General features: G+C 72.7%; 21 protein-coding genes. 7 read left to right on the top strand and 14 right to left on the bottom strand.

The features are described 5' to 3' along the window. Nucleotides 1-217 precede the first annotated feature (217 nt). On the bottom strand, nt 218-1,513 hold the full coding sequence (locus QC282_RS20425; protein WP_279550947.1) for an acetyl-CoA C-acetyltransferase: 1,296 nt from the start codon (nt 1,511-1,513) through the stop codon (nt 218-220). Nucleotides 1,514-1,637: 124 nt separating this feature from the next. Between QC282_RS20425 and QC282_RS20420 the strand changes: the two genes are divergently transcribed. Together QC282_RS20420 and QC282_RS20415 are read left to right on the top strand one after the other, a co-directional pair. After that, entirely contained in the window at nt 1,638-2,942 is a 1,305-nt protein-coding gene (locus QC282_RS20420; RefSeq protein ID WP_279550946.1) for a 3-oxoacyl-ACP reductase, read from the top strand. After that, nucleotides 2,942-3,793, top strand: coding sequence for a MaoC/PaaZ C-terminal domain-containing protein (locus QC282_RS20415; RefSeq protein ID WP_279550945.1), 852 nt, complete (start codon nt 2,942-2,944; stop codon nt 3,791-3,793). The genes QC282_RS20420 and QC282_RS20415 overlap by 1 nt, the downstream gene beginning before the upstream one ends. Here the strand turns inward: QC282_RS20415 and QC282_RS20410 are convergent. From QC282_RS20410 to QC282_RS20365, 11 genes are all read right to left on the bottom strand, one after another. After that, the gene (locus QC282_RS20410) at nt 3,763-4,452 is read right to left on the bottom strand and encodes a TetR/AcrR family transcriptional regulator (protein ID WP_279550944.1); all 690 of its coding nucleotides are present in this window, start codon (nt 4,450-4,452) and stop codon (nt 3,763-3,765) included. The genes QC282_RS20415 and QC282_RS20410 overlap by 31 nt on opposite strands. Before the next feature lie 75 nt (nt 4,453-4,527). Then, nucleotides 4,528-5,829: a dicarboxylate/amino acid:cation symporter gene (locus QC282_RS20405; protein WP_279550943.1), complete on the bottom strand. Its 1,302-nt coding sequence runs from the start codon at nt 5,827-5,829 to the stop codon at nt 4,528-4,530. A gap of 66 nt (nt 5,830-5,895) precedes the next feature. Continuing rightward, nucleotides 5,896-5,997: a putative leader peptide gene (locus tag QC282_RS32340; protein WP_336621081.1), complete on the bottom strand. Its 102-nt coding sequence runs from the start codon at nt 5,995-5,997 to the stop codon at nt 5,896-5,898. A gap of 144 nt (nt 5,998-6,141) precedes the next feature. Further along, on the bottom strand, nt 6,142-6,441 hold the full coding sequence (locus tag QC282_RS20400; RefSeq protein ID WP_279550942.1) for a DUF4229 domain-containing protein: 300 nt from the start codon (nt 6,439-6,441) through the stop codon (nt 6,142-6,144). Between the two features lie 129 nt (nt 6,442-6,570). Next, a complete protein-coding gene (locus QC282_RS20395) occupies nt 6,571-7,095 on the bottom strand; it encodes a GNAT family N-acetyltransferase (RefSeq protein WP_279550941.1) in 525 nt (174 codons plus the stop codon). 94 nt (nt 7,096-7,189) lie between these two features. After that, nucleotides 7,190-7,840 carry a UdgX family uracil-DNA binding protein gene (locus QC282_RS20390; protein ID WP_279550940.1) on the bottom strand — a complete coding sequence of 217 codons (651 nt, stop codon included), beginning with the start codon at nt 7,838-7,840 and terminating at the stop codon, nt 7,190-7,192. Between the two features lie 175 nt (nt 7,841-8,015). After that, a complete protein-coding gene (gene mqnE / locus QC282_RS20385) occupies nt 8,016-9,179 on the bottom strand; it encodes an aminofutalosine synthase MqnE (protein WP_279550939.1) in 1,164 nt (387 codons plus the stop codon). 51 nt (nt 9,180-9,230) lie between these two features. Further along, nucleotides 9,231-9,686, bottom strand: coding sequence for an Lrp/AsnC family transcriptional regulator (locus tag QC282_RS20380; protein WP_279550938.1), 456 nt, complete (start codon nt 9,684-9,686; stop codon nt 9,231-9,233). Between the two features lie 73 nt (nt 9,687-9,759). Further along, nucleotides 9,760-10,434: a UbiX family flavin prenyltransferase gene (locus QC282_RS20375; RefSeq protein ID WP_279550937.1), complete on the bottom strand. Its 675-nt coding sequence runs from the start codon at nt 10,432-10,434 to the stop codon at nt 9,760-9,762. Between the two features lie 31 nt (nt 10,435-10,465). Beyond that, the gene (mqnP, locus tag QC282_RS20370) at nt 10,466-11,368 is read right to left on the bottom strand and encodes a menaquinone biosynthesis prenyltransferase MqnP (RefSeq protein ID WP_279550936.1); all 903 of its coding nucleotides are present in this window, start codon (nt 11,366-11,368) and stop codon (nt 10,466-10,468) included. Further along, complete coding sequence (locus QC282_RS20365) at nt 11,365-12,822, bottom strand: menaquinone biosynthesis decarboxylase (RefSeq protein WP_279550935.1); 1,458 nt, start codon at nt 12,820-12,822, stop codon at nt 11,365-11,367. Before QC282_RS20365 ends, mqnP begins: the two co-directional genes overlap by 4 nt. A gap of 85 nt (nt 12,823-12,907) precedes the next feature. Here QC282_RS20365 and QC282_RS20360 point away from each other — a divergent pair, with 85 nt between their 5' ends. Both QC282_RS20360 and QC282_RS20355 read left to right on the top strand, forming a co-directional pair. Next, entirely contained in the window at nt 12,908-13,240 is a 333-nt protein-coding gene (locus tag QC282_RS20360) for a PLD nuclease N-terminal domain-containing protein (RefSeq protein WP_279550934.1), read from the top strand. A 1-nt stretch (nt 13,241) separates the two neighbouring features. After that, nucleotides 13,242-14,129, top strand: coding sequence for a LysR family transcriptional regulator (locus tag QC282_RS20355; RefSeq protein WP_279550933.1), 888 nt, complete (start codon nt 13,242-13,244; stop codon nt 14,127-14,129). Here the strand turns inward: QC282_RS20355 and QC282_RS20350 are convergent. Continuing rightward, the gene (locus tag QC282_RS20350; RefSeq protein ID WP_279550932.1) at nt 14,020-14,967 is read right to left on the bottom strand and encodes a DMT family transporter; all 948 of its coding nucleotides are present in this window, start codon (nt 14,965-14,967) and stop codon (nt 14,020-14,022) included. The two genes, QC282_RS20355 and QC282_RS20350, sit on opposite strands and share 110 nt — an antisense overlap. A gap of 264 nt (nt 14,968-15,231) precedes the next feature. Here QC282_RS20350 and QC282_RS20345 point away from each other — a divergent pair, with 264 nt between their 5' ends. From QC282_RS20345 to QC282_RS20335, 3 genes are read left to right on the top strand one after another with little or no spacing between them, the layout of a single operon-like run. Then, entirely contained in the window at nt 15,232-16,632 is a 1,401-nt protein-coding gene (locus tag QC282_RS20345; RefSeq protein WP_279550931.1) for a condensation domain-containing protein, read from the top strand. Nucleotides 16,633-16,684: 52 nt separating this feature from the next. Beyond that, nucleotides 16,685-18,811, top strand: a complete 2,127-nt coding sequence (locus QC282_RS20340) for a hypothetical protein (protein WP_279550930.1) — start codon at nt 16,685-16,687, stop codon at nt 18,809-18,811. Beyond that, complete coding sequence (locus tag QC282_RS20335) at nt 18,811-20,355, top strand: hypothetical protein (protein ID WP_279550929.1); 1,545 nt, start codon at nt 18,811-18,813, stop codon at nt 20,353-20,355. The genes QC282_RS20340 and QC282_RS20335 overlap by 1 nt, the downstream gene beginning before the upstream one ends. Before the next feature lie 70 nt (nt 20,356-20,425). Here QC282_RS20335 and QC282_RS20330 read toward each other — a convergent pair whose 3' ends face one another. Further along, the gene (locus QC282_RS20330) at nt 20,426-20,830 is read right to left on the bottom strand and encodes an SRPBCC domain-containing protein (protein WP_279550928.1); all 405 of its coding nucleotides are present in this window, start codon (nt 20,828-20,830) and stop codon (nt 20,426-20,428) included. Nucleotides 20,831-20,871 lie beyond the last annotated feature (41 nt).

The raw sequence follows: 20,871 nt of genomic DNA, 5'->3' as shown, positions 1-20,871 counted from the left end.
GCCTCGCGCGCCGAGGCGTTCAGCGGCGGTCTGTCGGAGGGCAGGTGTTACCGCCGGTTGGGTGTGGGGATCGTACGGCGTGCGCGTGAGGGCCCGGTGCGGAATCGGGGAGGGTACGGCGCCGGGGATGTGCAGCCTCGTGGGTTACCGGACGGTCTGTCACTTTCGTTGTCCGGTCCCCGTCATGAGGAGAATGCGGCAGCCGCGCCCCCGTCCGTCACGCCCGCTCCAGCACCGCTGTCACACCCTGCCCGCCGGCCGCGCACACCGAGATCAGGCCGCGTCCCGGCGCCCCGCGCTCGGCGAGCAGCTTCGCCAGCGTCGCCACGATCCGCGCACCGGTCGCGGCGAAGGGGTGCCCGGTCGCCAGCGACGACCCGGCCACGTTGAGCCGGGCGCGGTCCACCGGGGCCAGGCCCTGCTTCTCCCACGCGGCCAGGGTCGCCAGCACCTGGGACGCGAACGCCTCGTGGATCTCGAACAGCGCGAAGTCCTCGATGCCGAGACCGGCCCGCTCCAGCATGCGCGGCACCGCGTACGCCGGCGCCATCAGCAGGCCGTCTCCGCCCGGGGCGCCCTCCGCGGCGTCGCCGTGCACGAAGTCGACCGCCGCCGTCTCGTACGCCGTCAGATACGCGAGCGGTTCGAGGCCCCGCGCCTCGGCCCACTCCTCGCTCGCCAGCAGCACCACGGCCGCGCCGTCCGTCAGGGGTGTCGAATTGCCCGCCGTCATCGTCGCACCGGGCCGGTCGACGCCGAACACGGGCTTGAGGGCGGCCAGTTTCTCCACGGTGGAGCCGGGGCGCAGGTTCTGGTCGCGGTCCAGCCCCCGGAAGGGCACCACGAGGTCCTCGAAGAAGCCGCGTTCGTACGCCGCCGCCAGCCGCTGGTGGCTGGTCGCCGCCAGTTCGTCCTGGGCCTCGCGGCCGATGCCCCAGGCGCGGGCGGTGACCGCGGCGTGCTCGCCCATGGACAGGCCGGTGCGCGGCTCGGCGTTGCGCGGGATGTCCGGGACGAGGTGGCCGGGGCGGATCTTCGCCAGGGCCTTCAGGCGGGCGCCCGCCGACCTGGCGCGCCGGGCCTCCAGGAGGATGCGGCGCAGCCGGTCGTTCACGCCGAGGGGCGCGTCGCTCGCGGTGTCCGCGCCGCCCGCGACCGCCGCCTCGGTCTGCCCGAGGGCGATCTTGTTGGCGGCGGCGACGACGGCCTGGAGTCCGGTGCCGCAGGCCTGCTGGATGTCGTAGGCGGGGGTGCGCGGGTCCAGTCGCGAGCCGAGGACGGTCTCGCGGGCCAGGTTGAAGTCCCGGCTGTGCTTGAGGACGGCCCCGGCGACGAACTCGTCGACCGTGCCCGGCGCTTGCAGCCCGTACCGCTCGACGAGGCCGTCGAGGGCGGCGGTGAGCATCTCCTGGTTGGACGCGGTGGCGTACGGCCCGTCGGAGCGGGCGAACGGGACCCGCGAGCCGCCGATGACCGCGACCCGCCGTGCCGTCAGTGGCTTCAGGGGACTCATCCCGGCCTCCTCATCTCGACCTGTTTCTCACCCGCGCCTAGGATTACCTCCGGTAACCTTACTGCAGAGTAAGGACCTCGGGGAACTTTTCGGGGACGCACCGACCGCATCTCGGGAGTTGGACATGGCCGACCGCTATCTGAGCTTCACCGGCACCGCGCCCGGCCGCTTTCTGACCCGCCGCCTCGGCCTGCCGCAACCCGCGGCGCTGACGCGCTGGTCGGCCGAGCGGCCCACGCTGCGCGGCGGCCTGCTCCACCTCACCGCGGGCAAGTCCGGCCTCGGCCCCGAAGCGGTCCTCAGCCGCACCGGGCTCGGCGCCGACGACACCGGCAGGCCCGCCGCCGTCGTCCTCGACGCCACCGGCGTACGCGACGTCGACGGGCTCGCCGAGGTGCACGCGGCCCTGCACCCCGTCGTCCGGTCCGTCGCCGACAGCGGACGCGTCCTGGTGCTGGGCGCGCCGCTCGACCCCGCCGACCACCACCAGGCCGCCGCCCAGCAGGCCCTGGAGGGCTTCACCCGCTCGCTCGGCAAGGAGATCGGCCGCGGCAGGACCGTCAACCTGGTCCGCCTCACCGACGCGGACGCCGCCGAGTCCACGCTCCGCTTCCTGCTCTCCCCGAAGTCCGCCTACGTCAGTGGCCAGGTCGTCGAGGTCGGCGCGGGCCCCGCGACACCCCCGGACGACTGGGACCGCCCCCTCACCGGCCGCACCGCCCTCGTCACCGGCGCCGCCCGCGGCATCGGAGCGGCGGTCGCCGAGACGCTGGCCAGGGACGGCGCCCACGTCGTCGTGCTCGACGTGCCGCAGGCCGAGGAGGACGCCCGCAAGGTCGCCGAACGGCTCGGCGGCACCGCCCTCGCCCTCGACATCACGGCCGCCGACGCCGGCCGGCGCATCGTCGACGCGCTGCCCGACGGCCTGGACGTCCTGATCCACAACGCGGGCATCACCCGGGACCGCCGGCTGGTCAACATGCCCGCAGAGCGCTGGAGTTCCGTCCTCGACGTCAACCTCGCGAGCGTCCTGCGCACCACCGACGCGCTGCTGGCCGCCGGCACCCTGCGCGCCGGCGGCCGCATCGTCGCGACGGCGTCGATCGCCGGTATCGCGGGCAACGCGGGCCAGACCAACTACGGGGCCGGCAAGGCGGGCATCGTGGGCCTCGTCCGCTCCCTCGCGCCGCGCGCCCTGGAGGAGCACGGCGTGACGGTCAACGCCGTGGCGCCGGGCTTCATCGAGACGAGGATGACGGCGGCCGTGCCCCTCCTCATCCGCGAGGCGGGCCGCCGCATGAACTCCCTCGCCCAGGGCGGCCTGCCCGCCGACGTCGCCGAGACCACCGCCTGGCTCGCCCACTCCGCCTCCGGCGCGGTCAACGGCCAGGTCGTGCGGGTCTGCGGCCAGAGCCTGCTGGGGGCCTAGTGACCACCACGGCCACGCCCACCGTCCTCACCGGCTCCCCCGCCCTGCCGCCGCTGCTCGCGCGCGGCGCCCTGCTGTCGCCGTTCAAGCGTCCCCGCCCCGACGCGGACTTCCCGCGCACCCGGCTCGTCCTGCCCGGCCTGCGCGTCGACCCGGCGCGGCTCGCGGCCTACGAGCGGGTGTGCGGCTTCCCCACCGGGGACGACGCCCTGCCCGTGACGTATCCGCACGTCCTCGGCTTCCCGCTCGCCATGCGCCTGATGAGCGGGCGCGCCTTCCCGCTGCCGCTGCTCGGGCTGGTCCACACGTCGATCGAGATCACCCGTCACACCCGGCTGACCACCGCCGACGCCTACGAACTCGCCGTGCACGTCGAAGGGCTGGCGCCGCACCGGCGCGGGACGGAGGCGGCCGTCGTGACCGAGGCGCGGATCGCGGGGGACGTCGTGTGGGAGTCCCGCAGCACGTACCTGGCCCGGCACCGCACGCCCGGCCGCGCGGAGGCCGGTGAGTCCCCCGGGAGCCCGGACCCCCTGCCCCCGCTCGCCGACTGGCGGCTCGGCGCGGACATCGGGCGCCGCTACGGCGCCGCCTCCGGCGACCGCAACCCGATCCACCTGCACCCGCTCACCGCCCGCCTGTTCGGCTTCCCGCGCCCCATCGCGCACGGCATGTGGACGGTGGCCCGGTGCCTGGCCGAGCACGGGACGCCGGACGCGGTCGCGGTGCGGGCCGGGTTCCGGGCGCCGGTGCTGCTGCCGGGGACGGTGACGTACGCGGCGCGGGGCGAGCGCTTCGAACTGCGCGGCGGGGACCGCCGTCACGTCACCGGGACGGTCCGCCCGCTCTGAGCGCCCTGCGCGCCGCTCTCGCCGGGCGGCGCCCACGGCCGCCCGTCCATCAGGTTGCCGAGACCTGCCCAGGCGAAGTTCATCAGCGTCGCCGCCGCCTGCCCGGCGGTGACGCCCGGGGTGGCGTTGGCCCAGTCGGCGAGCGACTCGGCGGCGCCGACGAGGGCTTCGGCGAGCCCGGCGACCTCGCGCTCGGGCAGGTCCGGGTCGCGGTGCGCGTCCCGCGCGGCGACCACGATGAGCTGCGTCACGAACGCGACGATCTCCTCGCGCATCGCGGCGACCTCGGCGGCGAACGGCTCACCGTGCGTGCGGGCCTGGAGGTGCAGCACCACCCAGCCCTCGGGGTGCCGGGCGGTGTGCGTGAAGAACGCCCGCAGTCCGTCCCAGAGTTGGCGGTCGGCGGGCGTGCCGGGACCGACCCCGGCACGCACCGCGTCGGTGAGCGCCTTCGCCTCACGGCGGATGCACGCCGTGAACAGGTCTTCCTTCGAGTTCAGGTAGAGATACACCAACGGCTTGGACACGCCGGCGAGTTCGGCTATCTCGTCCATCGACGCGGCCATGTACCCCCGGCGGCCGAAGATCTGTACGGCGGCGTCCAGCATCTGCTGTTCACGGACCGCACGCGGCATCCGCTTGGTCTTCACGGCACCCATACGCATCAGCGTACGTTCCGCCGGGGGTCGTTCAGGCAGCCGAGGCCGCTCCTGTCAGGGAGCGGCCACCCGCTGTCAGGCGGCGGCCGCCACGCGCTGCGGCTCGTCCACGGGCGAGCTGTGCACCCCGGCGTAGGCGTCCCGGTCGAGGATGCCCTCGCGGGCGGAGACGATGACGGGCACGAGGGCCTGGCCGGCGACGTTCGTGGCCGTCCTCATCATGTCCAGGATCGGGTCGATCGCCAGCAGCAGGCCGACGCCCTCCATGGGGAGGCCGAGCGTGGAGAGGGTCAGGGTGAGCATGACCGTCGCGCCGGTGAGGCCGGCGGTGGCGGCGGAGCCGATCACCGAGACGAACGCGATCAGCAGGTAGTCGCCGAGGCCGAGCTGGATGTCGAAGATCTGGGCGACGAAGATCGCGGCGATGGCCGGGTAGATCGCGGCGCAGCCGTCCATCTTGGTGGTCGCGCCGAACGGCACGGCGAAGGACGCGTACTCCTTGGGCACGCCGAGGCGCTCGGTGACCTTCTGGGTCAGCGGCATGGTGCCGACGGAGGAGCGGGAGACGAAGGCCAGCTGGATGGCGGGCCAGGCGCCCTTGAAGAACTGCAGCGGGCTGACCTTGGCGACGGTCGCGAGCAGCGCCGGGTAGACGCCGAAGAGGACGAGCGCGCAGCCGACGTAGATGTCGGCGGTGAAGGTGGCGTACTTGCCGATCAGGTTCCAGCCGTAGCTGGCGATGGCGTTGCCGATGAGGCCGACGGTGCCGAGCGGGGCGAGGCGGATGACCCACCACAGGGCCTTCTGGAGGAGTTCGAGGACGGACTCGCTCAGGGTGAGGATCGGCTGGGCCTTCTCGCCGAGCTGGAGGGCGGCGATGCCGGCGACGGCGGCCATGAAGACGATCTGGAGGACGTTCAGCTCGGTGAACGGCGTGATGACGTCCGTCGGGACGATGCCGGTGAGGAAGTCGAGCCAGGAGCCGGTGGTCTCGGGCTTCCCGCCGTCCTTCGGGGTGAGGCCGGTGCCGGCGCCGGGGTTGGTGACCAGGCCGATGACGAGGCCGATGGCGACCGCGATCAGCGACGTGATCATGAACCAGAGGAGGGTGCGCGAGGCCAGCCGGGCCGCGTTGTTGACCTTCCGCAGGTTGGTGATCGAGACGAGGATCGCGAAGAAGACGAGCGGGGCGACGGCGAGCTTCAGCAGCCCGACGAAGATGCTGCCGATCTTGTCGAGGGTCGTGACGAGCCAGGACAGGTCCTGGCTGCGGGCGAGCCAGCCGAGCAGGACGCCGAGGACGAGGCCGCCGAGTATCTGGGCCCAGAAGGGCACCTTGGGCAGCGTGAAGGACTTCGTGTTCGTGGACACGGACATGCTCCGTTGGGGAATGCGGCGCGATGCGCGGGGGGACTGGCGTGGCGGACGACGGGGTGAGGGACGTCAGGGACGACAGGTCGCGGACGCGCACCGGCAGAGGTCCACGTGCAGGCGCGCCACGAGCGGAACGCTCGGGGGTGTGCGGGGCGCGGCTGCGGGCTTCATAAAGAGGACTTTAACACCGGAGCTTTGGGACACCCAAAGCCTGGCTTTGAGAGGCCTGCCACGTCGGACGCCCACAGAATGCAAAGCGCCCCGGTTTGCCGGGGATGTCCGGCCAACCGGGGCGCACAGCTCGCCCGGCGGGTGCTACGAGGTCTGGCCCTGCGCGCGGGCCGCGTCGTCGGCGCCGTCCTCCTGGCTGCGGTTGGCCTCCAGGTTGGCCTTCACCCGGTCCACCTTGCTCACGATCTGCTCGGACGCCCGGTCGCGCTCCTTGCGCAGGACGACGAAGCTGATGGGCGCGGAGACCAGCAGGGCGAGCAGGACGATCCACATGCCGTTGGACTCGCCGAGGCCGCGCGGGAAGACGCCGGAGTAGACGAGGCCCCAGACGACCACGAGGCAGCCCACGAAGATCCCGAGGCGCATCAGTGTGTAGCGGAGCATCTCAATCCACTCTTTCGTTCCGAATGGTCTGCCGGGGGACAGCGTCCCCCAAGGCGCACTGTCCAGTGAAGCACGCCGGTGACGGGATCTTGTACGGGGGTGCGCGGGGGTACGGGGCGGGTGCGGGCCTCAGGTCAGCGGCAGCAGCAGGGTGATGTCGTCGCGGTCGTCGCCCGGTGCGACGCGGATCGCCCCGGGGACGCGGCCGACCTCCTTGTAGCCGCAGGAGGCGTAGAACCGCTCCAGACCGAGGCCGCCGCGGCAGGACAGCCGGATCGCCTCGATGCCGTCGATGCCGCGGGCGGCGTCGGCCGCCGCGGCCAGCAGGTCGCGGCCGTAGCCCTTGCCCTGGTGCCGGGGGTGCACCATCACGGTGTACAGCCACAGCCAGTGGGTCATCAGCCGGTGGGTGTTGAAGGTGAGGAACGCGGTGGCGGCCACCCGCCCCGACTCGTCGTGTCCGACCAGGAGCCGGGCGCGCCCCTCGGCCATCGTCGCGAACTGCTTGACCAGCTCCGGCCGGACGACGTCCCGCGTCACGGGCGGCACGAAGCCGACGGCTCCGCCCGCGTTCGACACGTCGGTCCACAGGTCGAGAAGTCCGTCGCGCAGCTCGGGCGTGACGGCGGGATCGAGGGTGAAAGTAAGGGGCATGCGGTGACCCTAGCCATTACGGCGTGATCGGCTCAACGGTGTTTCGCGGAGCGGACACCGACCACCGCGAACGGCGCCCGCGCGCCCGGGACGCTCACCCCAACGCCCGCGCCGCCACCTTCAGGTCGGCCAGCAGCCCCTGGTACGCGGCCTCCCGGTCGTCCGCCCGCAGCACCGACGAGGGGTGCACGGTCGGCACCAGCCGCTCGGGGCGCCCGTGGATCTCCTCCTCCAGCACCGTCCCGCGCACCTGCGTGACCCGGAACGACGAGCCGAGCAGCGCCTTCCCGGCCGTGGCGCCCAGCACCACGATCAGCTCGGGTTCGACGACCGCCAGCTCGGCGGCCAGCCACGGCCCGCACGCGGTCGTCTCGCGCAGGCTGGGCGCCTTGTGGATGCGGCGCTTGCGGGGCTCCGCCCGCGTGAACTTGAAGTGTTTGACGGCGTTGGTGACGTACGCCTCCGCCGGGTCCATACCGGCCTCTTCCAGCGCCCGGTCCAGGAGCTTGCCGGCGGGGCCGACGAAGGGCCTGCCCTGCCGGTCCTCCTGGTCACCGGGCTGCTCACCGACGAGCATGACGCGGGCGTCGGCGCTCCCCGCGCCGAACACGGTCTGCGTGGCGTCCCGGTGCAGGGGGCAGCCGCGGCAGCCGGCGGCGGCCTTCCGCAGGGCGGGCAGCCCGCCGCGGTCCGGAACGAAGGGCTGCGCGGTGTAGTCGTCCTCGGGGGCGCGGGTGGTGGCCATGCGGTCCGGGTACCCGCCGTCGCCCGGCGGACCCGTGCCGGGGTGCGGGAGGTCCGTGGCCGGCCGCACAGTCCCCAGCGCCCGTCGAGGGACGTGCGCCGGACGCCCCCGGCAGGGGCGCGGGGCCCTGCGCGCAGGGCCTCCACCGGACCGCAGCCGGAGAACAACCGATGATTCACACCCGCATCGGCTGCGGCGACTCCCGGCGCGCCGGGTCGGGGCCCTCGTACTCGCGGATGATCTCGTACCGCGTGTTCCGCTCCACCGGCCGGAAGCCGGCGTCCCGGATCAGCTCCAGCAGGTCCTCGCGAGTCAGCTTGTTCGGCGTGCCGTAGTTGTCCGCGTCGTGCGTGATCTTGTACTCGACGACCGAGCCGTCCATGTCGTCGGCGCCGTGCTGGAGCGCGAGCTGGGCGGTCTGCACGCCGTGCATCACCCAGAAGACCTTGACGTGCGGGACGTTGTCGAACAGCAGCCGCGACACCGCGAAGGTCTTCAGCGCCTCCGCGCCGGTCGCCATCTGCGTCCGGGCCTGGAGGCGGTTGCGGACCTTGCCGTCCTTCATGTCAACGAAGTCGTGCTGGTAGCGCAGCGGGATGAAGACCTGGAAGCCGCCGGTCTCGTCCTGGAGCTCACGCAGCCGCAGCACGTGGTCCACCCGGTGCCGGGGCTCCTCGATGTGGCCGTAGAGCATCGTGCACGGGGTCTTCAGACCCTTCTCGTGCGCGAGCCGGTGGATCCGGGACCAGTCCTCCCAGTGGGTGCGGTGGTCCACGATGTGCTGCCGGACCTCCCAGTCGAAGATCTCCGCGCCGCCGCCGGTGAGCGACTCGAGACCGGCGTCGATGAGCTCGTCCAGGATCTCGCTCGCGCTCAGCCCGGAGATCGTCTCGAAGTGGTGGATCTCGGTCGCCGTGAAGGCCTTCAGGGACACGTCCGGCAGGGCGGCCTTCAGCTCGCGCAGGGAGCGCGGGTAGTACCGCCACGGCAGGTTCGGGTGCAGCCCGTTGACGATGTGCAGCTCGGTGAGGTTCTCGCCCTCCATCGCCCTGGCGAGCTTGACGGCCTCCTCGATGCGCATCGTGTACGCGTCCTTCTCGCCCGGCTTGCGCTGGAAGGAGCAGTAGGCGCAGGACGCGGTGCACACGTTCGTCATGTTGAGGTGACGGTTCACGTTGAAGTGGACGACGTCGCCGTTCTTCCGCGTCCGCACCTCGTGGGCGAGCCCGCCGAGCCAGGCCAGGTCGTCCGACTCGTACAGCGCGATGCCGTCCTCACGGGTCAGCCGCTCACCGGAGCGGACCTTCTCCTCCAGCTCGCGCTTGAGCCCGACGTCCATGCCGCCACCTCTTTCCGATCCAAGACTCCGCCCCACCGTACGCCCCGCCGTCTAGACCTCCTCGGGCAGCTCGCCCACCCGGTTCTCCCACTTCGTGGAGAGCACGATCGTGGTGCGGGTCCGGGAGACGCCCTTGGTGCCGCTGAGCCGGCGGATGATCTTCTCCAGGCCGTCCACGTCCGTGGCGCGCACCTTGAGCATGAAGGAGTCGTCGCCCGCGATGAACCAGCAGTCCTCGATCTCCTGGAGGTCCTTCAGCCGGCGTGCCACGTCCTCGTGGTCGGCGGCGTCGGAGAGCGAGATGCCGATCAGGGCGATGACGCCGAGGCCCAGCGAGGCCGCGTCCACGGTGGCGCGGTAGCCGGTGATGACACCGGCCGCCTCCAGCCGGTTGATGCGGTCGGTGACGCTGGGTCCCGACAGCCCGACGAGGCGTCCCAGCTCCGCGTAGGAGGCCCGGCCGTTCTCCCTCAGGGCCTGGATGAGCTGCCTGTCCACCGCGTCCATGCGATCGAAGCCTTCCACTGAAGAGGTCTGTTGAGAGGGTCCTGAACGTTGAAGAGAGGTGCCGCGCCGCTGCTCAGGTGGTCCGGCTCCCGCCGCCGAGCTCGCCCTTCCAGCGGCGGTACAGCGTGTGGCCGACGCCCGCCGAGTCGAGTACGCGTCCGGCGACGAAGTCCACCAGGTCCTGGATGTGCGTCGCCCCGGCGTAGAAGGCCGGCGAGGCGGGCACCACGCTCGCCCCCGCGTCGTCCAGCGTCACCAGGTGCCGCAGCGTCTGGCCGCCCAGCGGGGTCTCCCGCACGGCCACCACCAGCCTCCGCCGCTCCTTGAGGGTGACGCTCGCCGCGCGCTGCAGCAGGTCCTTGGACAGGCCGAGCGCGACGCCCGCCACGCAGGCCGTGGACGCGGGCACGATCAGCATGCCCTTGGCGGGGTACGACCCCGACGACGGCCCCGCCGCGAGGTCGCCCGCGGGCCAGTGCCGTACGCCGGTGAGGTCCACGTCGAAGGCGCCGGGCTTGCCGTCGGCGCCCCGCGTGAGCCATTCCCGCAGGTCGTCCTGCCAGTGGGCGTCACGGAAGGAGATGCCGGTCTCGTCGAGCAGGGTGAGCCGCGAGGCCCGGCTGACGACGAGGTCCACACTCTCCCCGGCGTCCAGAAGAGCCCGCAGCACGGCAGCGGCGTACGGCGTCCCGGAGGCCCCGGACACCCCCACGATCCAAGGCGTGCGCTCCGTCTGTCCTGGCTTCATGATGTCGAGCCTATCTGGCGGCCCGTATGGTTCAGACCGTCAGCCCGCGCACCAGGAGATCGAGCAGGGCACACCCGAACAGGGCGATGCCGATGAAGCCGTTGACGCTGAAGAACGCCCGGTTCAGCCGGGACAGGTCGTGCGGGCGGACGATGCGGTGCTCGTAGACGAACGCGCCCGCGACGATCAGCAGGCCGAGCCAGAAGAAGGCGCCGGCACCGGTGGCCACCGCGTACCAGGCGAACAGGGCCGTGGTGACGGCGTGGCAGCCTCGTGCGCCCCATATCGCGGCCGGGACGCCGAAGCGGGCGGGGACCGAGCGGACGCCGATCTCGCGGTCGGTCTCGACGTCCTGGCAGGCGTAGATCAGGTCGAAGCCGCCGATCCAGATGCCGACGGCGAGGCCCAGGATCACGGCGTCCCAGGACCAGCCGCCGGTGATGGCGAGCCAGCCGCCGACCGGGCCCATCGCCTGCGCGAGACCGAGGATGGCCTGCGGGAAGTCCGTGAACCGCTTGCCGTAGGGGTAGACCACCATCGGGATCACGGCGACCGGGGCGAGCGCCAGGCACAGCGGGTTGAGCAGGGCCGCCGAGCCGAGGAACACGGCGAGCGCGACGAGGGCGCCGGTCCAGGCGTGCTTCACGGACATCGCGCCGGTGACGAGCTCGCGGTGCGCCGTGCGCGGGTTCCGCGCGTCGATCTCCCGGTCGATGATCCGGTTCACGGCCATCGCGAAGGTCCGCAGGCCCACCATGCACACGGTGACCAGGAGCAGCCGGACCCAGTGGATGTTCCGGTCCCCCTGGTACATCGCCGTCAGGGAGGCGATGTAGGCGAACGGCAGCGCGAAGACGGAGTGCTCGATCATCACCAGGCGCAGGAAGGCCTTGGTGCGCCCCGGCTGCGGGATCGCCGCGGAAGCCGAACTCACAGGCCGTACTCCTTCCAGCGGCGGTCGACCTTCGCCGCCGTGTCCGGGTCGGACAGCACCATGTCAGGCCAGCCGCCGTCCCGCGTGTAGCCCTCCTCGGGCCACTTCTTCGTCGCGTCGATGCCCGCCTTGCCGCCCCAGAACTGCTGGTAGGAGGCGTGGTCGAGGTGGTCGACGGGGCCTTCGACGACGCTGAGGTCGCGGGCGTAGTCGGTGTTGCCCAGCGCCCGCCAGGCGACCTCGTGCAGGTCGTGCACGTCGCAGTCGGAGTCGACGACCACGATCAGCTTCGTCAGGGACATCATGTGCGCGCCCCAGATGGCGTGCATCACCTTCTGGGCGTGTTTGGGGTACTTCTTGTCGATCGAGACGATCGCGCAGTTGTGGAAGCCGCCGGCCTCGGGCAGGTGGTAGTCCACGATGTCCGGCACGATAATCTTCAGCAGCGGCAGGAAGAAGCGCTCGGTGGCCCGGCCCAGCGGGCCGTCCTCGGTCGGCGGCCGACCGACCACGATCGACTGGAGCAGCGGCCTCCTGCGCATCGTCACGCAGTCGATGGTCAGCGCCGGGAACGGCTCCTGCGGCGTGTAGAAGCCGGTGTGGTCGCCGAACGGGCCCTCGGGCAGCATCTTCCCGGGCTCCAGCCAGCCCTCCAGCACGACCTCGGCCTGCGCCGGCACCTGGAGCGGCACGGTTTTGCAGTCGACCATCTCGATCCGCTTGCCGGCGAGGAACCCGGCGAACAGGTACTCGTCGATGTCGCCGGGCAGCGGCGCGGTGGAGGCGTAGGTGACGGCGGGCGGGCAGCCGAAGGCGATGGCGACCGGCAGGCGTTCGCCGCGGCGGGCGGCCACCTGGTAGTGGTTGCGGCTGTCCTTGTGGATCTGCCAGTGCATGCCGATGGTGCGCCGGTCGTGCCGCTGGAGCCGGTACAGGCCCAGGTTGCGGATGCCGGACTCCGGGTCCTTGGTGTGGGTCAGGCCCAGGTTGAAGAAGGAGCCGCCGTCCTGCGGCCACGTGAACAGCGCGGGCAGCGCCTCCAGGTCGACGTCGTCGCCGGTGAGGACGACCTCCTGGACGGGCGCGCTGCCGGCCTTCACCTTCTTCGGCGGCACGTGCGTCATCGCGCCGAGCTTGCCGAAGGCCTCGCGGACGCCGACGAAGCCGTGCGGCAGCTCCGGCTTCAGCAGGCCGCCGATCTTGTCGGAGATCTCGCCGTACGACTTCAGGCCGAGGGCCTTCAGCAGGCGTCGGTCGGTGCCGTACACGTTCATCGCGAGCGGCATGCTCGACCCGCGCACGTTCTCGAAGAGGAGGGCGGGGCCGCCGGCCTTCTGCACCCGGTCGACGATCTCACCGACCTCCAGATGCGGGTCGACCTCGGCCTTGATGCGCTTGAGGTCGCCCTCGCGCTCCAGCGCCCTGAGCAGGGAGCGAAGATCGTCGTAAGCCATGGGGCCAAGTATCCCTGAGCGGCTACCCTGGCCCTGTACCTGGGGGCCGCCCCGGCCCCGACGACCGCTTCGCTGGAGAGGCCCCATGCTGCGGGTGCTGATGTTCCTCGTGCCACTGGCACTGAGCGTGTACGCGTTCATCGACTGCATCAGCACGAAGGACGAGGACATCCGTCACATGCCCAAGCCCTTGTGGGCGATCCTCGTGCTGCTGTTCCCCCTGGTCGGCTCGATCTCCTGGCTGATCGCCGGCAAGAAGCGCAGCCCGGCCGCCGAGGGCTGGTCCGGGATGCGCGGCGCGGGCGGCGGCCGGTCCCGGCAGTGGGTCGCGCCCGACGACAACCCCGACTTCCTGAAGTCCCTCGACGACGACACCAAGGACGACGGCAGGCCGGAGGACAAGCGGGACGAGCCCTGACGTGGAGCTGCGGCTGCTTGTCACGTTCGAGAAGGTCGCCGGTGTGCTCAGTTTCACGCAGGCCGCCGCCGAGCTGAAGTACGCGCAGTCCAGCGTCACCAGTCAGGTCCGGTCCCTCGAATCCTCCCTCGGCGTGGAGCTGTTCGACCGGCTCGGCAGCCGCATCCGGCTCACGGAGGCCGGTGAGCGGCTGCTGCCGTACGCCCGGCGGATGATCGAGCTGAGCGAGGAGGCGCGGGCGGCCGTCGCGGACACCGGGGAGCCGTCGGGTTCGCTGGCCGTCGGCACGATGGAGTCGCTGACCTCCTACCGGCTGCCGCCGCTGCTGGAGTACTTCCACCACCGTCATCCGAAGGTGCGGCTCTCGCTGCGGACGACGATCGGCGACGAGACCCGGCAGGCGCTGCGGCAGGGCACGTACGACGTGGGCTTCCTGATGGAGGCGGAGACGGAGCACGCGGGTCTGGAGTGCGAGGTGCTGGCGGTGGAGCCGCTGGCGCTGGTCGCGGCGCCCGGGCATCCGCTCGCCGGGCGGCCGGTCGCGCTCGCCGATCTGGTCGGGCCGCCGCTGCTGGCCACCGAGCCGGGCTGCGCCTACCGGGACCTGTTCGAGCGGGAGCTGCGGACCGTCGGGGACGTGGCGTTCATGGAGTTCGGCACGATCGAGGCGACCAAACGCGCGGCGGCGGCCGGTCTCGGGACGGCACTGCTGCCCGAGGTGACGGTCGCCGCCGAACTGGCCGGGGGTTCTCTCGTACGGCTGGACTGGCGGGCCCCGTTCACACTCCGGACGCAGCTCGCGTGGCGGGCCGGGAAGCGGCTTCCGGCGCATGCGCGGCTGTTCGTGGAGCAGGCGCGGCGGCTCGTGACCGAGCAAGCGTCACCCTGAGGCTCGCCGTCACGATCAGCGGGACGCCGAGCGCCTGGACGAGGCCGATGTGGTGGCCGTACACCGCCCAGTCGACGGCCATCGCGACGGCCGGGTAGACGAAGGCCAGCACGGCGATCTTCGAGGTCGGCAGCCGCGCGTAGGCGGCGTACATCAGGACGTACATCAGGCCGGTGTGGACGACGCCGAGTCCGGCGAGCCAGGCCCAGCCGGTGCCGGTGCCGGACAGGGCGCCGAAGTCCGCGAAGGGCAGCAGCAGCGGGATGCCGACGAGGACCTGTACGAGGGCGACCAGGTGCGGGCGCACGCCGGTCACACGCTTGGTGACCAGGGTGGACAGCCCGTAGAGGAGGGCGGCGAGCAGGGCCTGGCCGATGCCGGCCGGATAGGCGCCCCCGCCGGCGAAGTCGCCGGGGCCGACGCCGGAGACCAGGACGAGTCCCGCGAAGGCGACCGCGATCCAGCCGGTCCTGGCGGCGGTGAGGCGCTCGCGGAACAGCAGGGCGCCCAGCAGCACCACGTAGAACGGCTGCGTGTGGTAGACGACCGTGGCCACCGAGATCGACGTGTTCTCGTACGACTGGAACAGCAGCACCCAGTTGAAGACGATGAACACGCCGCCGAGGACCGCGAGGCCGAGGGTGCGCGGGGTGAATCCGTGGTCGCGCAGCCAGCCGCGGGCGACGACGTAGCCGCCGAGGGCGAGCGTGCCGAACAGGACGCGGAAGAAGACGACGTCGAAGGGCGAGGCGCCCGACTCGACGACGAAGACGCCGAGGGTGCCGGACAGCACCATGGCTGCGGTGAGTTGGGCCGTGCCCTTGTTCTCCGGTGACATGCCGACGACGCTACGAGCGGCCCGCGGACCGGTCCACGCGCCACTGGGGCGTCCTGCCGATGGGGCCATCGGCGCGCCCGATGACGCCCGGTGCCGGTGCCCGCTCCGGATCGTCAACTCGCCCTCGCCGCAAGGGAGCGCGCTTCGTATCGCCGTTCGATCCTCCATCCGTTCCACGGAAAACTCGCGACACGCCGGGTACGGACTCGCCCTCGCGGCTTTCCCTTGATCGGGTCTGTGCACATCTGCGAACGGAGACGCCCCGTGCGAACGACCGACATCCAGCGCTGCGAGGTCCGGCCCGGACGACTCGTCGAGTGGACGCTCAGCGCGGCGACCGTCGAGACCGCGGCAGGCCTGCCGGAGGACTCACGGCCCCCGGCGTACATCCAGGAGTCGCACATCAGGACCGCCCGGTCGGTGCGCGAGGACGGCCTGTTCGTGCCCACCTGGCTCGGCGCCGCCTTCGACATCCCGGGCCCCGTCGACCTGGACGCGCTGCAGGAGGCGCTGCGCGGCTGGACGCTGCGGCACGAGACGCTGCGCAGCGGCTTCCGCTGGGCCGGAGAGTCCGGCGACGAGATGCGCCGCTTCACGCTCGACGCCGACGCGGTGTCCCTCCAGCGGGAGGACGTCGGGGAGTTCACCGACGCCGCCGCGCTGGTCCGGCACCTCCAGTGCCGCTTCGACGAGACGGCGGACGCGCTGCGCTGGCCCAACCTCATCTACACGGCGGTCGTCCGGGACGACGGCACCAGCGTCTACATGGCCTTCGACCACAGCAACGTCGACGCCTACTCGGTGCACCGCATCCCGGCCGAGATCCACGAGCTGTACGCGGCCCGGGTCGAGGGCCGGCCCGTGGCGTGGCGGCCGGCCGGCAGTTACGTCGACTTCTGCGAGGCCGAGCGCGCCGACGCGGACCGCATCGACGAGACCCACGACGTCGTGTCCCGCTGGCGGGAGTTCATTCACAGGTGCGACGGCAGGCTGCCGGGCTTCCCCGTCGACCTCGGCCTGGAGCCGGGCGGCCCGCTGCCCCCGCAGAAGATGCTGAGCGAGCCGCTGGTGGACGCGGCCGACGCCGCCGCGTTCGAGGCCTACTGCCGCCCCTACGGCGGCAGCCTCGTCGGTGTCCTGGCCGCGACGGCCCTCATCGTCCACGAGATCGGCGGGCGGCCCGTCTACCGCACGGTCGTGCCGTTCCACACCCGCGCCAAGTCCCGGTGGGCGGACTCGGTCGGCTGGTACGTGGGCGGCGCGCCCGTGGAGATCCCCGTCGCCCAACTCCACGACTTCACCGCCGTGTTGGGGGCGGTGCGCGCCGAGCTGCAGGCCAACCGGCGGCTGGCGCGGATGCCGCTGGCCCGGGTGCTGCGGCTGCTCGGCTCCGACTTCCGGCCGACGTCGCCCGACCTGTACTCGATCGTGTCGTTCGTCGACTCCCGCGGCATGCCGGGCGCCGAACGCTGGTCGGACCTCAAGGCGTACGGGCTGATCCGGGTGTCGTACGGCGACCAGGTGTGCGCCTGGGTGAGCCGGCTGCACGAGGGCCTGTGGTTCGCGGGCCGCTATCCGGACACCGACATCGCGCACAAGAACCTGCGGCTCTACACCGAACGGCTGCGGGACGTCGTCACGAGCGTCGCGCGCGGCCTGGTGTGAATCAACTCACTCTCCTTACTCTGGAGTTGAAGCCTCTGGGGGGAGAGATGCGGTGCACAGACGGTTGCACGGGCGCGGTGCGTTGTTCGACGCGGATCCGGCCGGTCTCGCGCCGCGGCTCGTGGGGCTGCGCCCCCATCAGCACCGCACGCATCCCTACGAGCACGAGCACGAGCCGCCCCTCGTGGTGTTCACCGGCGGCCGGGGACTCGGCAAGAGCGCGGTGCTCCGTGAGCTGCGGGACGCCTACCAGGGGCACACGCCGGTCGCGCTGATCGACTGCGAGGACGGCGAGTTCGCGGCGCCGCCCGCGCAGCGGCCCTCCGAGGCGTGGTCGCCGGTGGCGCAGGCGCTGCTGGTGGTCGCCGAGCAGCTCGCGGAGCCGGTGACGGGCGCCGGGCGCCTCCAGTTCCCGCGGCTGGTGCCGGGCCTCGTCGCGGTGGCGGCGGGCGGCTGGGAACACGCCGACTCCGACCGGATCAGGCGCGAGGTGGAGCGCATCCTGTTGCTGAACGAGGGCGGGACGTGGCTCAGCGGGTTCGCCGGGCGCTGGGCGGGCCGGGTCGCGGCGAACGTGGCCGCGGCGGCCAGCGGCACCGGCCCGCTGCTGTCGGCGGCCATCGAGGCGACGCTGGAGTCGGTGTCGGACAGCTTCGTGCACCGGCGCCACCAGCGGGCCGCCACCTGGTACCGGGACTACCCCAACGCGGGCGGGCACGCCCGGCGCGGGCTGATCCTGCTGTCCGGGCACTTCCGGGCGGGCGGCACCTCGCGGCAGCACGCCGAGCGGTATCTGGTGCGGGCGCTGCTCGCCGACCTCACCGACGCCTACGCCGGGATGCTGCCGCGCATGCGGCGGCTCGGCCGGCCCCTGGTGCTGCTCGACAACACGCAGACCGCGCCCGGCCCCGGGCTGATCGACGCCGTGCTGCGGGACCGCGCCGACGGCTTCACCGACCGGGTGGCGTTCGTCGGCGCGCTGCGCGGCACGGAAACGCCCCTGCTGCGCAACGCCGTTCGCCGCGACCTGCCGGAGGTGGCGCGGCGCAGCGACTGGGCGCCGGACCCGGCGGCCCCGTCGTCGCGGGCGCTGCTGGTGTCGCTGCCGCCGCTCGGACCCGACGACACGCTGCACATCGTGGGCGCCGCCTGCGCCGAGGTGCCCGTGCCGCCGCAGCTTCCGCACGCCACGCATCGGCTGACCGGCGGCAATCCGCTCGGCATCGCCCTGCTCGCGCGGGCGGCGGCGCAGCACCTGCCCGAGGTGGAGTCACTGGGCCGGCTGCTGACGGCGGAGGTGCGGCCCGCGGCGGACCGCGACGGGAGGCCCGCCTACCGCGAGCTGCTGGCCCGGCTGGTGCCCGCCGACCGGCTGGAGGAGCTGACGGTGCTGGCGACGGCGCACGACCACGACTCGGCGTGCGCGCTGGCCGAGGCGCTGCTGCCGGACGACTTCGGCCCGGCGGACGTGCGGGCGCTTCAGGCGCGGCTGGTGCGGGAGGGGCTGCCGGCGGTGCCGGGGCAGTTCGTCGGCGACCCGTTCGTGCGGACCCTGCTGCTGCTCCGGCTGCATCACCTGGACGCGGACCACGGGCGGTGGCGCCGGGCGCACGAGACGCTGATCGCCCACTACGCGCCGCCCGACGACGGCGACGACGGGACTCCCCCGGGCGGCGGCGACACGGAGGCCCGGGCCCGCTACCGGCTGCACCACGAACTCGCCCTCGGCGCACCGGACGCGGCCGTCGCCCATCTGCGGGACACCTTCCCGGTCCTCGACACCCGCACCTGGCTGCGCACCCTGTGCTTCGTCGCGTCGGCGCCCTACTTCCACGCGCACGACGCCGAGGGCCACGACTTCGCCGGGCACGCCGACCGGCGCGCGTCGATCGCGCTCGGCCGCGACGACGCCGGGCACGCGGTGCCGGACGGGGTGGACGCGGCGCTGCATCTGCGGGTGCGGCGGCTGCTGCACGCGGTGTGGCAGCTCGCGGACCCGCTCGTGCTGCCCGACCCGAAGGTGTGCGACCGGCTGCGGTTCGAGCTGGAGCAGTTGTCGAACCTGCGCCCGGCGGGCAACGCGCTGCTGTGGCGGGCGTCCCGGGAGTGGCCCGAGGACGCGCTCGCCGGACGGCCGCCGGCTGTCCCGGACGACGACGGCCAGGACGGGGAGGCGTGATGGGGCGCGGAATGTGGGTGCGGTTGCGGGAGCACGTCTGGGAGATCCCGCTGCGGCGGTATCTGGCGCTGCTGCTGTGCGGGGCGCTGCTGGCGGGGCTGTTCTTCGCCGTCCGTGTGCTCACCGAGGAGGACCGCTCGTGCGCCGAGGGCGTGGTGCGGCCCGAGGGCGGCTCGGAGTGCGTGGGCGTGTCGACGTCGGCGTACGACTTCGGGCAGCCGCGGCTGCGGGAGACGGTGCGGGCCATCGACCGGGAGAACAGGTCGCTGAAGCCCGGCAGTTATGTGACGGTCGCCCTGCTGGAGCCGTACACCGCGACCGACCGCGACACCGTCGACCACGTCCTGCACCAGCTCCAGGGCAGCTATCTCGCCCAGTACCGGGCCAACCACTCGGCCAACGGGCAGACCCCGGCGATCCGGCTCGTCCTCGCCAACGCGGGGGCGGGCGGGCAGCACTGGGAGCACACCGTCGACCAGCTGGAGCGGATGGCGAAGGGCCCGGACCGGCTGCGGGCGGTCACCGGGATCGGGCAGAGCACCCACAACACCAAGAAGGCCGTCCGGGAACTGACCCGGCGCGGCATCGCGGTGATCGGCTCCTCCATCACCGCCGACGACCTCGCCAACGGCAAGGACGGCACCGACCCGTTCCCCGGCCTGGCCCGGGTCGCCCCCACCAACACCGACGAGGCCCGCGCGCTCGCGTCCTTCGCGAAGGTGACGGCGGGCCAGGCGCTGCTGGTGTACGACAAGCCGGGCGACCCCTACACGCGGACGCTCCAGGCGTCCTTCGCGAGGCTGCTGGAGGGCTCGCCGTACGAGCCGCAGCCGTTCACGCCGCCCGACGACCGCAGCGCGGAGGGCACGACCGCCAACACCTTCCGGCAGATCACGGACCTGGTGTGCGACACCTCCGAGAGCACGGACACGATCCTGTTCGCCGGGCGCCACACGCAGCTGCGGCAGTTCATCAACGCGCTCGGCGCGCGCGGCTGCCAGGACCGCGAGTTCACGGTGCTGACCGGCGACGAGGGCTCGTACCTCACCGGCGACCAGGACCTCGACCGCGGCGCGCTGCGCCGGAACCTGTCCGTGCGCTACACCGCCCTCGCCCACCCGGACGCGTGGGAGCGGGACCCGGCGAAGACCGGCGGCTCCGCCGAGGACTCCGAGGCGCTGCGCGGGCTGCTGGCGGCGAGCGGACGGGCGCCGGTCGGTCCGATCGGCCCGCTCGCCCTCCAGGACGGCCAGTTGATCATCGCGTACGACGCCATGCAGCTGGCCGTGCACGGCATCCGGGAGGCGACGCCCGAGGGCAAGGTGGTGCCGCCGCTCGCGGACGTGGGCCTGCAGTGGCCGCAGGTGAAGGGCTCGCTGAAAGTGCGCGGCGCGAGCGGCTGGATCTGTCTGGACGTGCACGGCAATCCGTACGACAAGGCGGTGCCGATCGTGGAGCTCACCGCGGAGGGCAGCGCGCGCTTCGTCCGCATCGCGTGGCCGGAGGGCAGGCCGCCGGGGAAGGAGTGCCTGCCGCCGTCGTAGCGGCTCGGGGCGGGCGCGGCGGTCGGGGGTGCCGGGCGTCGCGCGGCGGGCGTCCCTGTGCGGACGCGGCCTAGGGCCGCTCCTCCAGCAGGCCGGCCAGCCGCTCGAAGCGGGTTCGCCAGCGCTGCTCGGACGCCTCGCCGCCGTGGAACTCGTGGGTGAAGCGCAGGGCGGTGCCGGTGTCGCCGTCGCGTTCCAGGTGGAAGCGGATGCGTCCGCCGCCCTCCACGGTGTACTCGGCGATCCGCTCCACGTCCCAGGCGGTGACGCGCCCCGACCCGACGTCGCGCAGGGTGACGTCGCCGCCGAGGCGGGGTTCGAGCACATCGGCCGGGGTGAACCAGGCCGCGAGCCCGACCTCGGTGGCGACCGCGGGCCAGACCTTCTCCATGGGCCGGGGAAGCCGCACCAAGAAGTGCAGGATGTGCGTGTTCCCGTGGGTCTGGCTGGTGCCCTGTTCGATGGATCCGGTCATGCCCCCCGAGTGACCCCTCGCGGGGGGTTCCTCACCTCCGG

The sequence above is a fragment of the Streptomyces sp. DH24 genome, from assembly GCF_029813775.1.
Taxonomy (GTDB): domain Bacteria; phylum Actinomycetota; class Actinomycetes; order Streptomycetales; family Streptomycetaceae; genus Streptomyces.
The sequence above is the reverse complement of the archived record's forward strand: the minus strand, read 5'-3'. Positions and strand labels throughout refer to the sequence as shown.

Coding starts and splice junctions, on each gene's coding strand:
- QC282_RS20425 (WP_279550947.1), bottom strand. CDS start 1,513: ATGAGTCCCCTGAAGCCACTGACGGCACGGCGGGTCGCGGTCATCGGC.
- QC282_RS20420 (WP_279550946.1), top strand. CDS start 1,638: ATGGCCGACCGCTATCTGAGCTTCACCGGCACCGCGCCCGGCCGCTTT.
- QC282_RS20410 (WP_279550944.1), bottom strand. CDS start 4,452: ATGGGTGCCGTGAAGACCAAGCGGATGCCGCGTGCGGTCCGTGAACAG.
- QC282_RS20405 (WP_279550943.1), bottom strand. CDS start 5,829: ATGTCCGTGTCCACGAACACGAAGTCCTTCACGCTGCCCAAGGTGCCC.
- QC282_RS32340 (WP_336621081.1), bottom strand. CDS start 5,997: ATGAAGCCCGCAGCCGCGCCCCGCACACCCCCGAGCGTTCCGCTCGTG.
- QC282_RS20400 (WP_279550942.1), bottom strand. CDS start 6,441: ATGCTCCGCTACACACTGATGCGCCTCGGGATCTTCGTGGGCTGCCTC.
- QC282_RS20395 (WP_279550941.1), bottom strand. CDS start 7,095: ATGCCCCTTACTTTCACCCTCGATCCCGCCGTCACGCCCGAGCTGCGC.
- QC282_RS20390 (WP_279550940.1), bottom strand. CDS start 7,840: ATGGCCACCACCCGCGCCCCCGAGGACGACTACACCGCGCAGCCCTTC.
- mqnE (WP_279550939.1), bottom strand. CDS start 9,179: ATGGACGTCGGGCTCAAGCGCGAGCTGGAGGAGAAGGTCCGCTCCGGT.
- QC282_RS20380 (WP_279550938.1), bottom strand. CDS start 9,686: ATGGACGCGGTGGACAGGCAGCTCATCCAGGCCCTGAGGGAGAACGGC.
- QC282_RS20375 (WP_279550937.1), bottom strand. CDS start 10,434: ATGAAGCCAGGACAGACGGAGCGCACGCCTTGGATCGTGGGGGTGTCC.
- QC282_RS20365 (WP_279550935.1), bottom strand. CDS start 12,822: ATGGCTTACGACGATCTTCGCTCCCTGCTCAGGGCGCTGGAGCGCGAG.
- QC282_RS20360 (WP_279550934.1), top strand. CDS start 12,908: ATGCTGCGGGTGCTGATGTTCCTCGTGCCACTGGCACTGAGCGTGTAC.
- QC282_RS20350 (WP_279550932.1), bottom strand. CDS start 14,967: ATGTCACCGGAGAACAAGGGCACGGCCCAACTCACCGCAGCCATGGTG.
- QC282_RS20335 (WP_279550929.1), top strand. CDS start 18,811: ATGGGGCGCGGAATGTGGGTGCGGTTGCGGGAGCACGTCTGGGAGATC.
- QC282_RS20330 (WP_279550928.1), bottom strand. CDS start 20,830: ATGACCGGATCCATCGAACAGGGCACCAGCCAGACCCACGGGAACACG.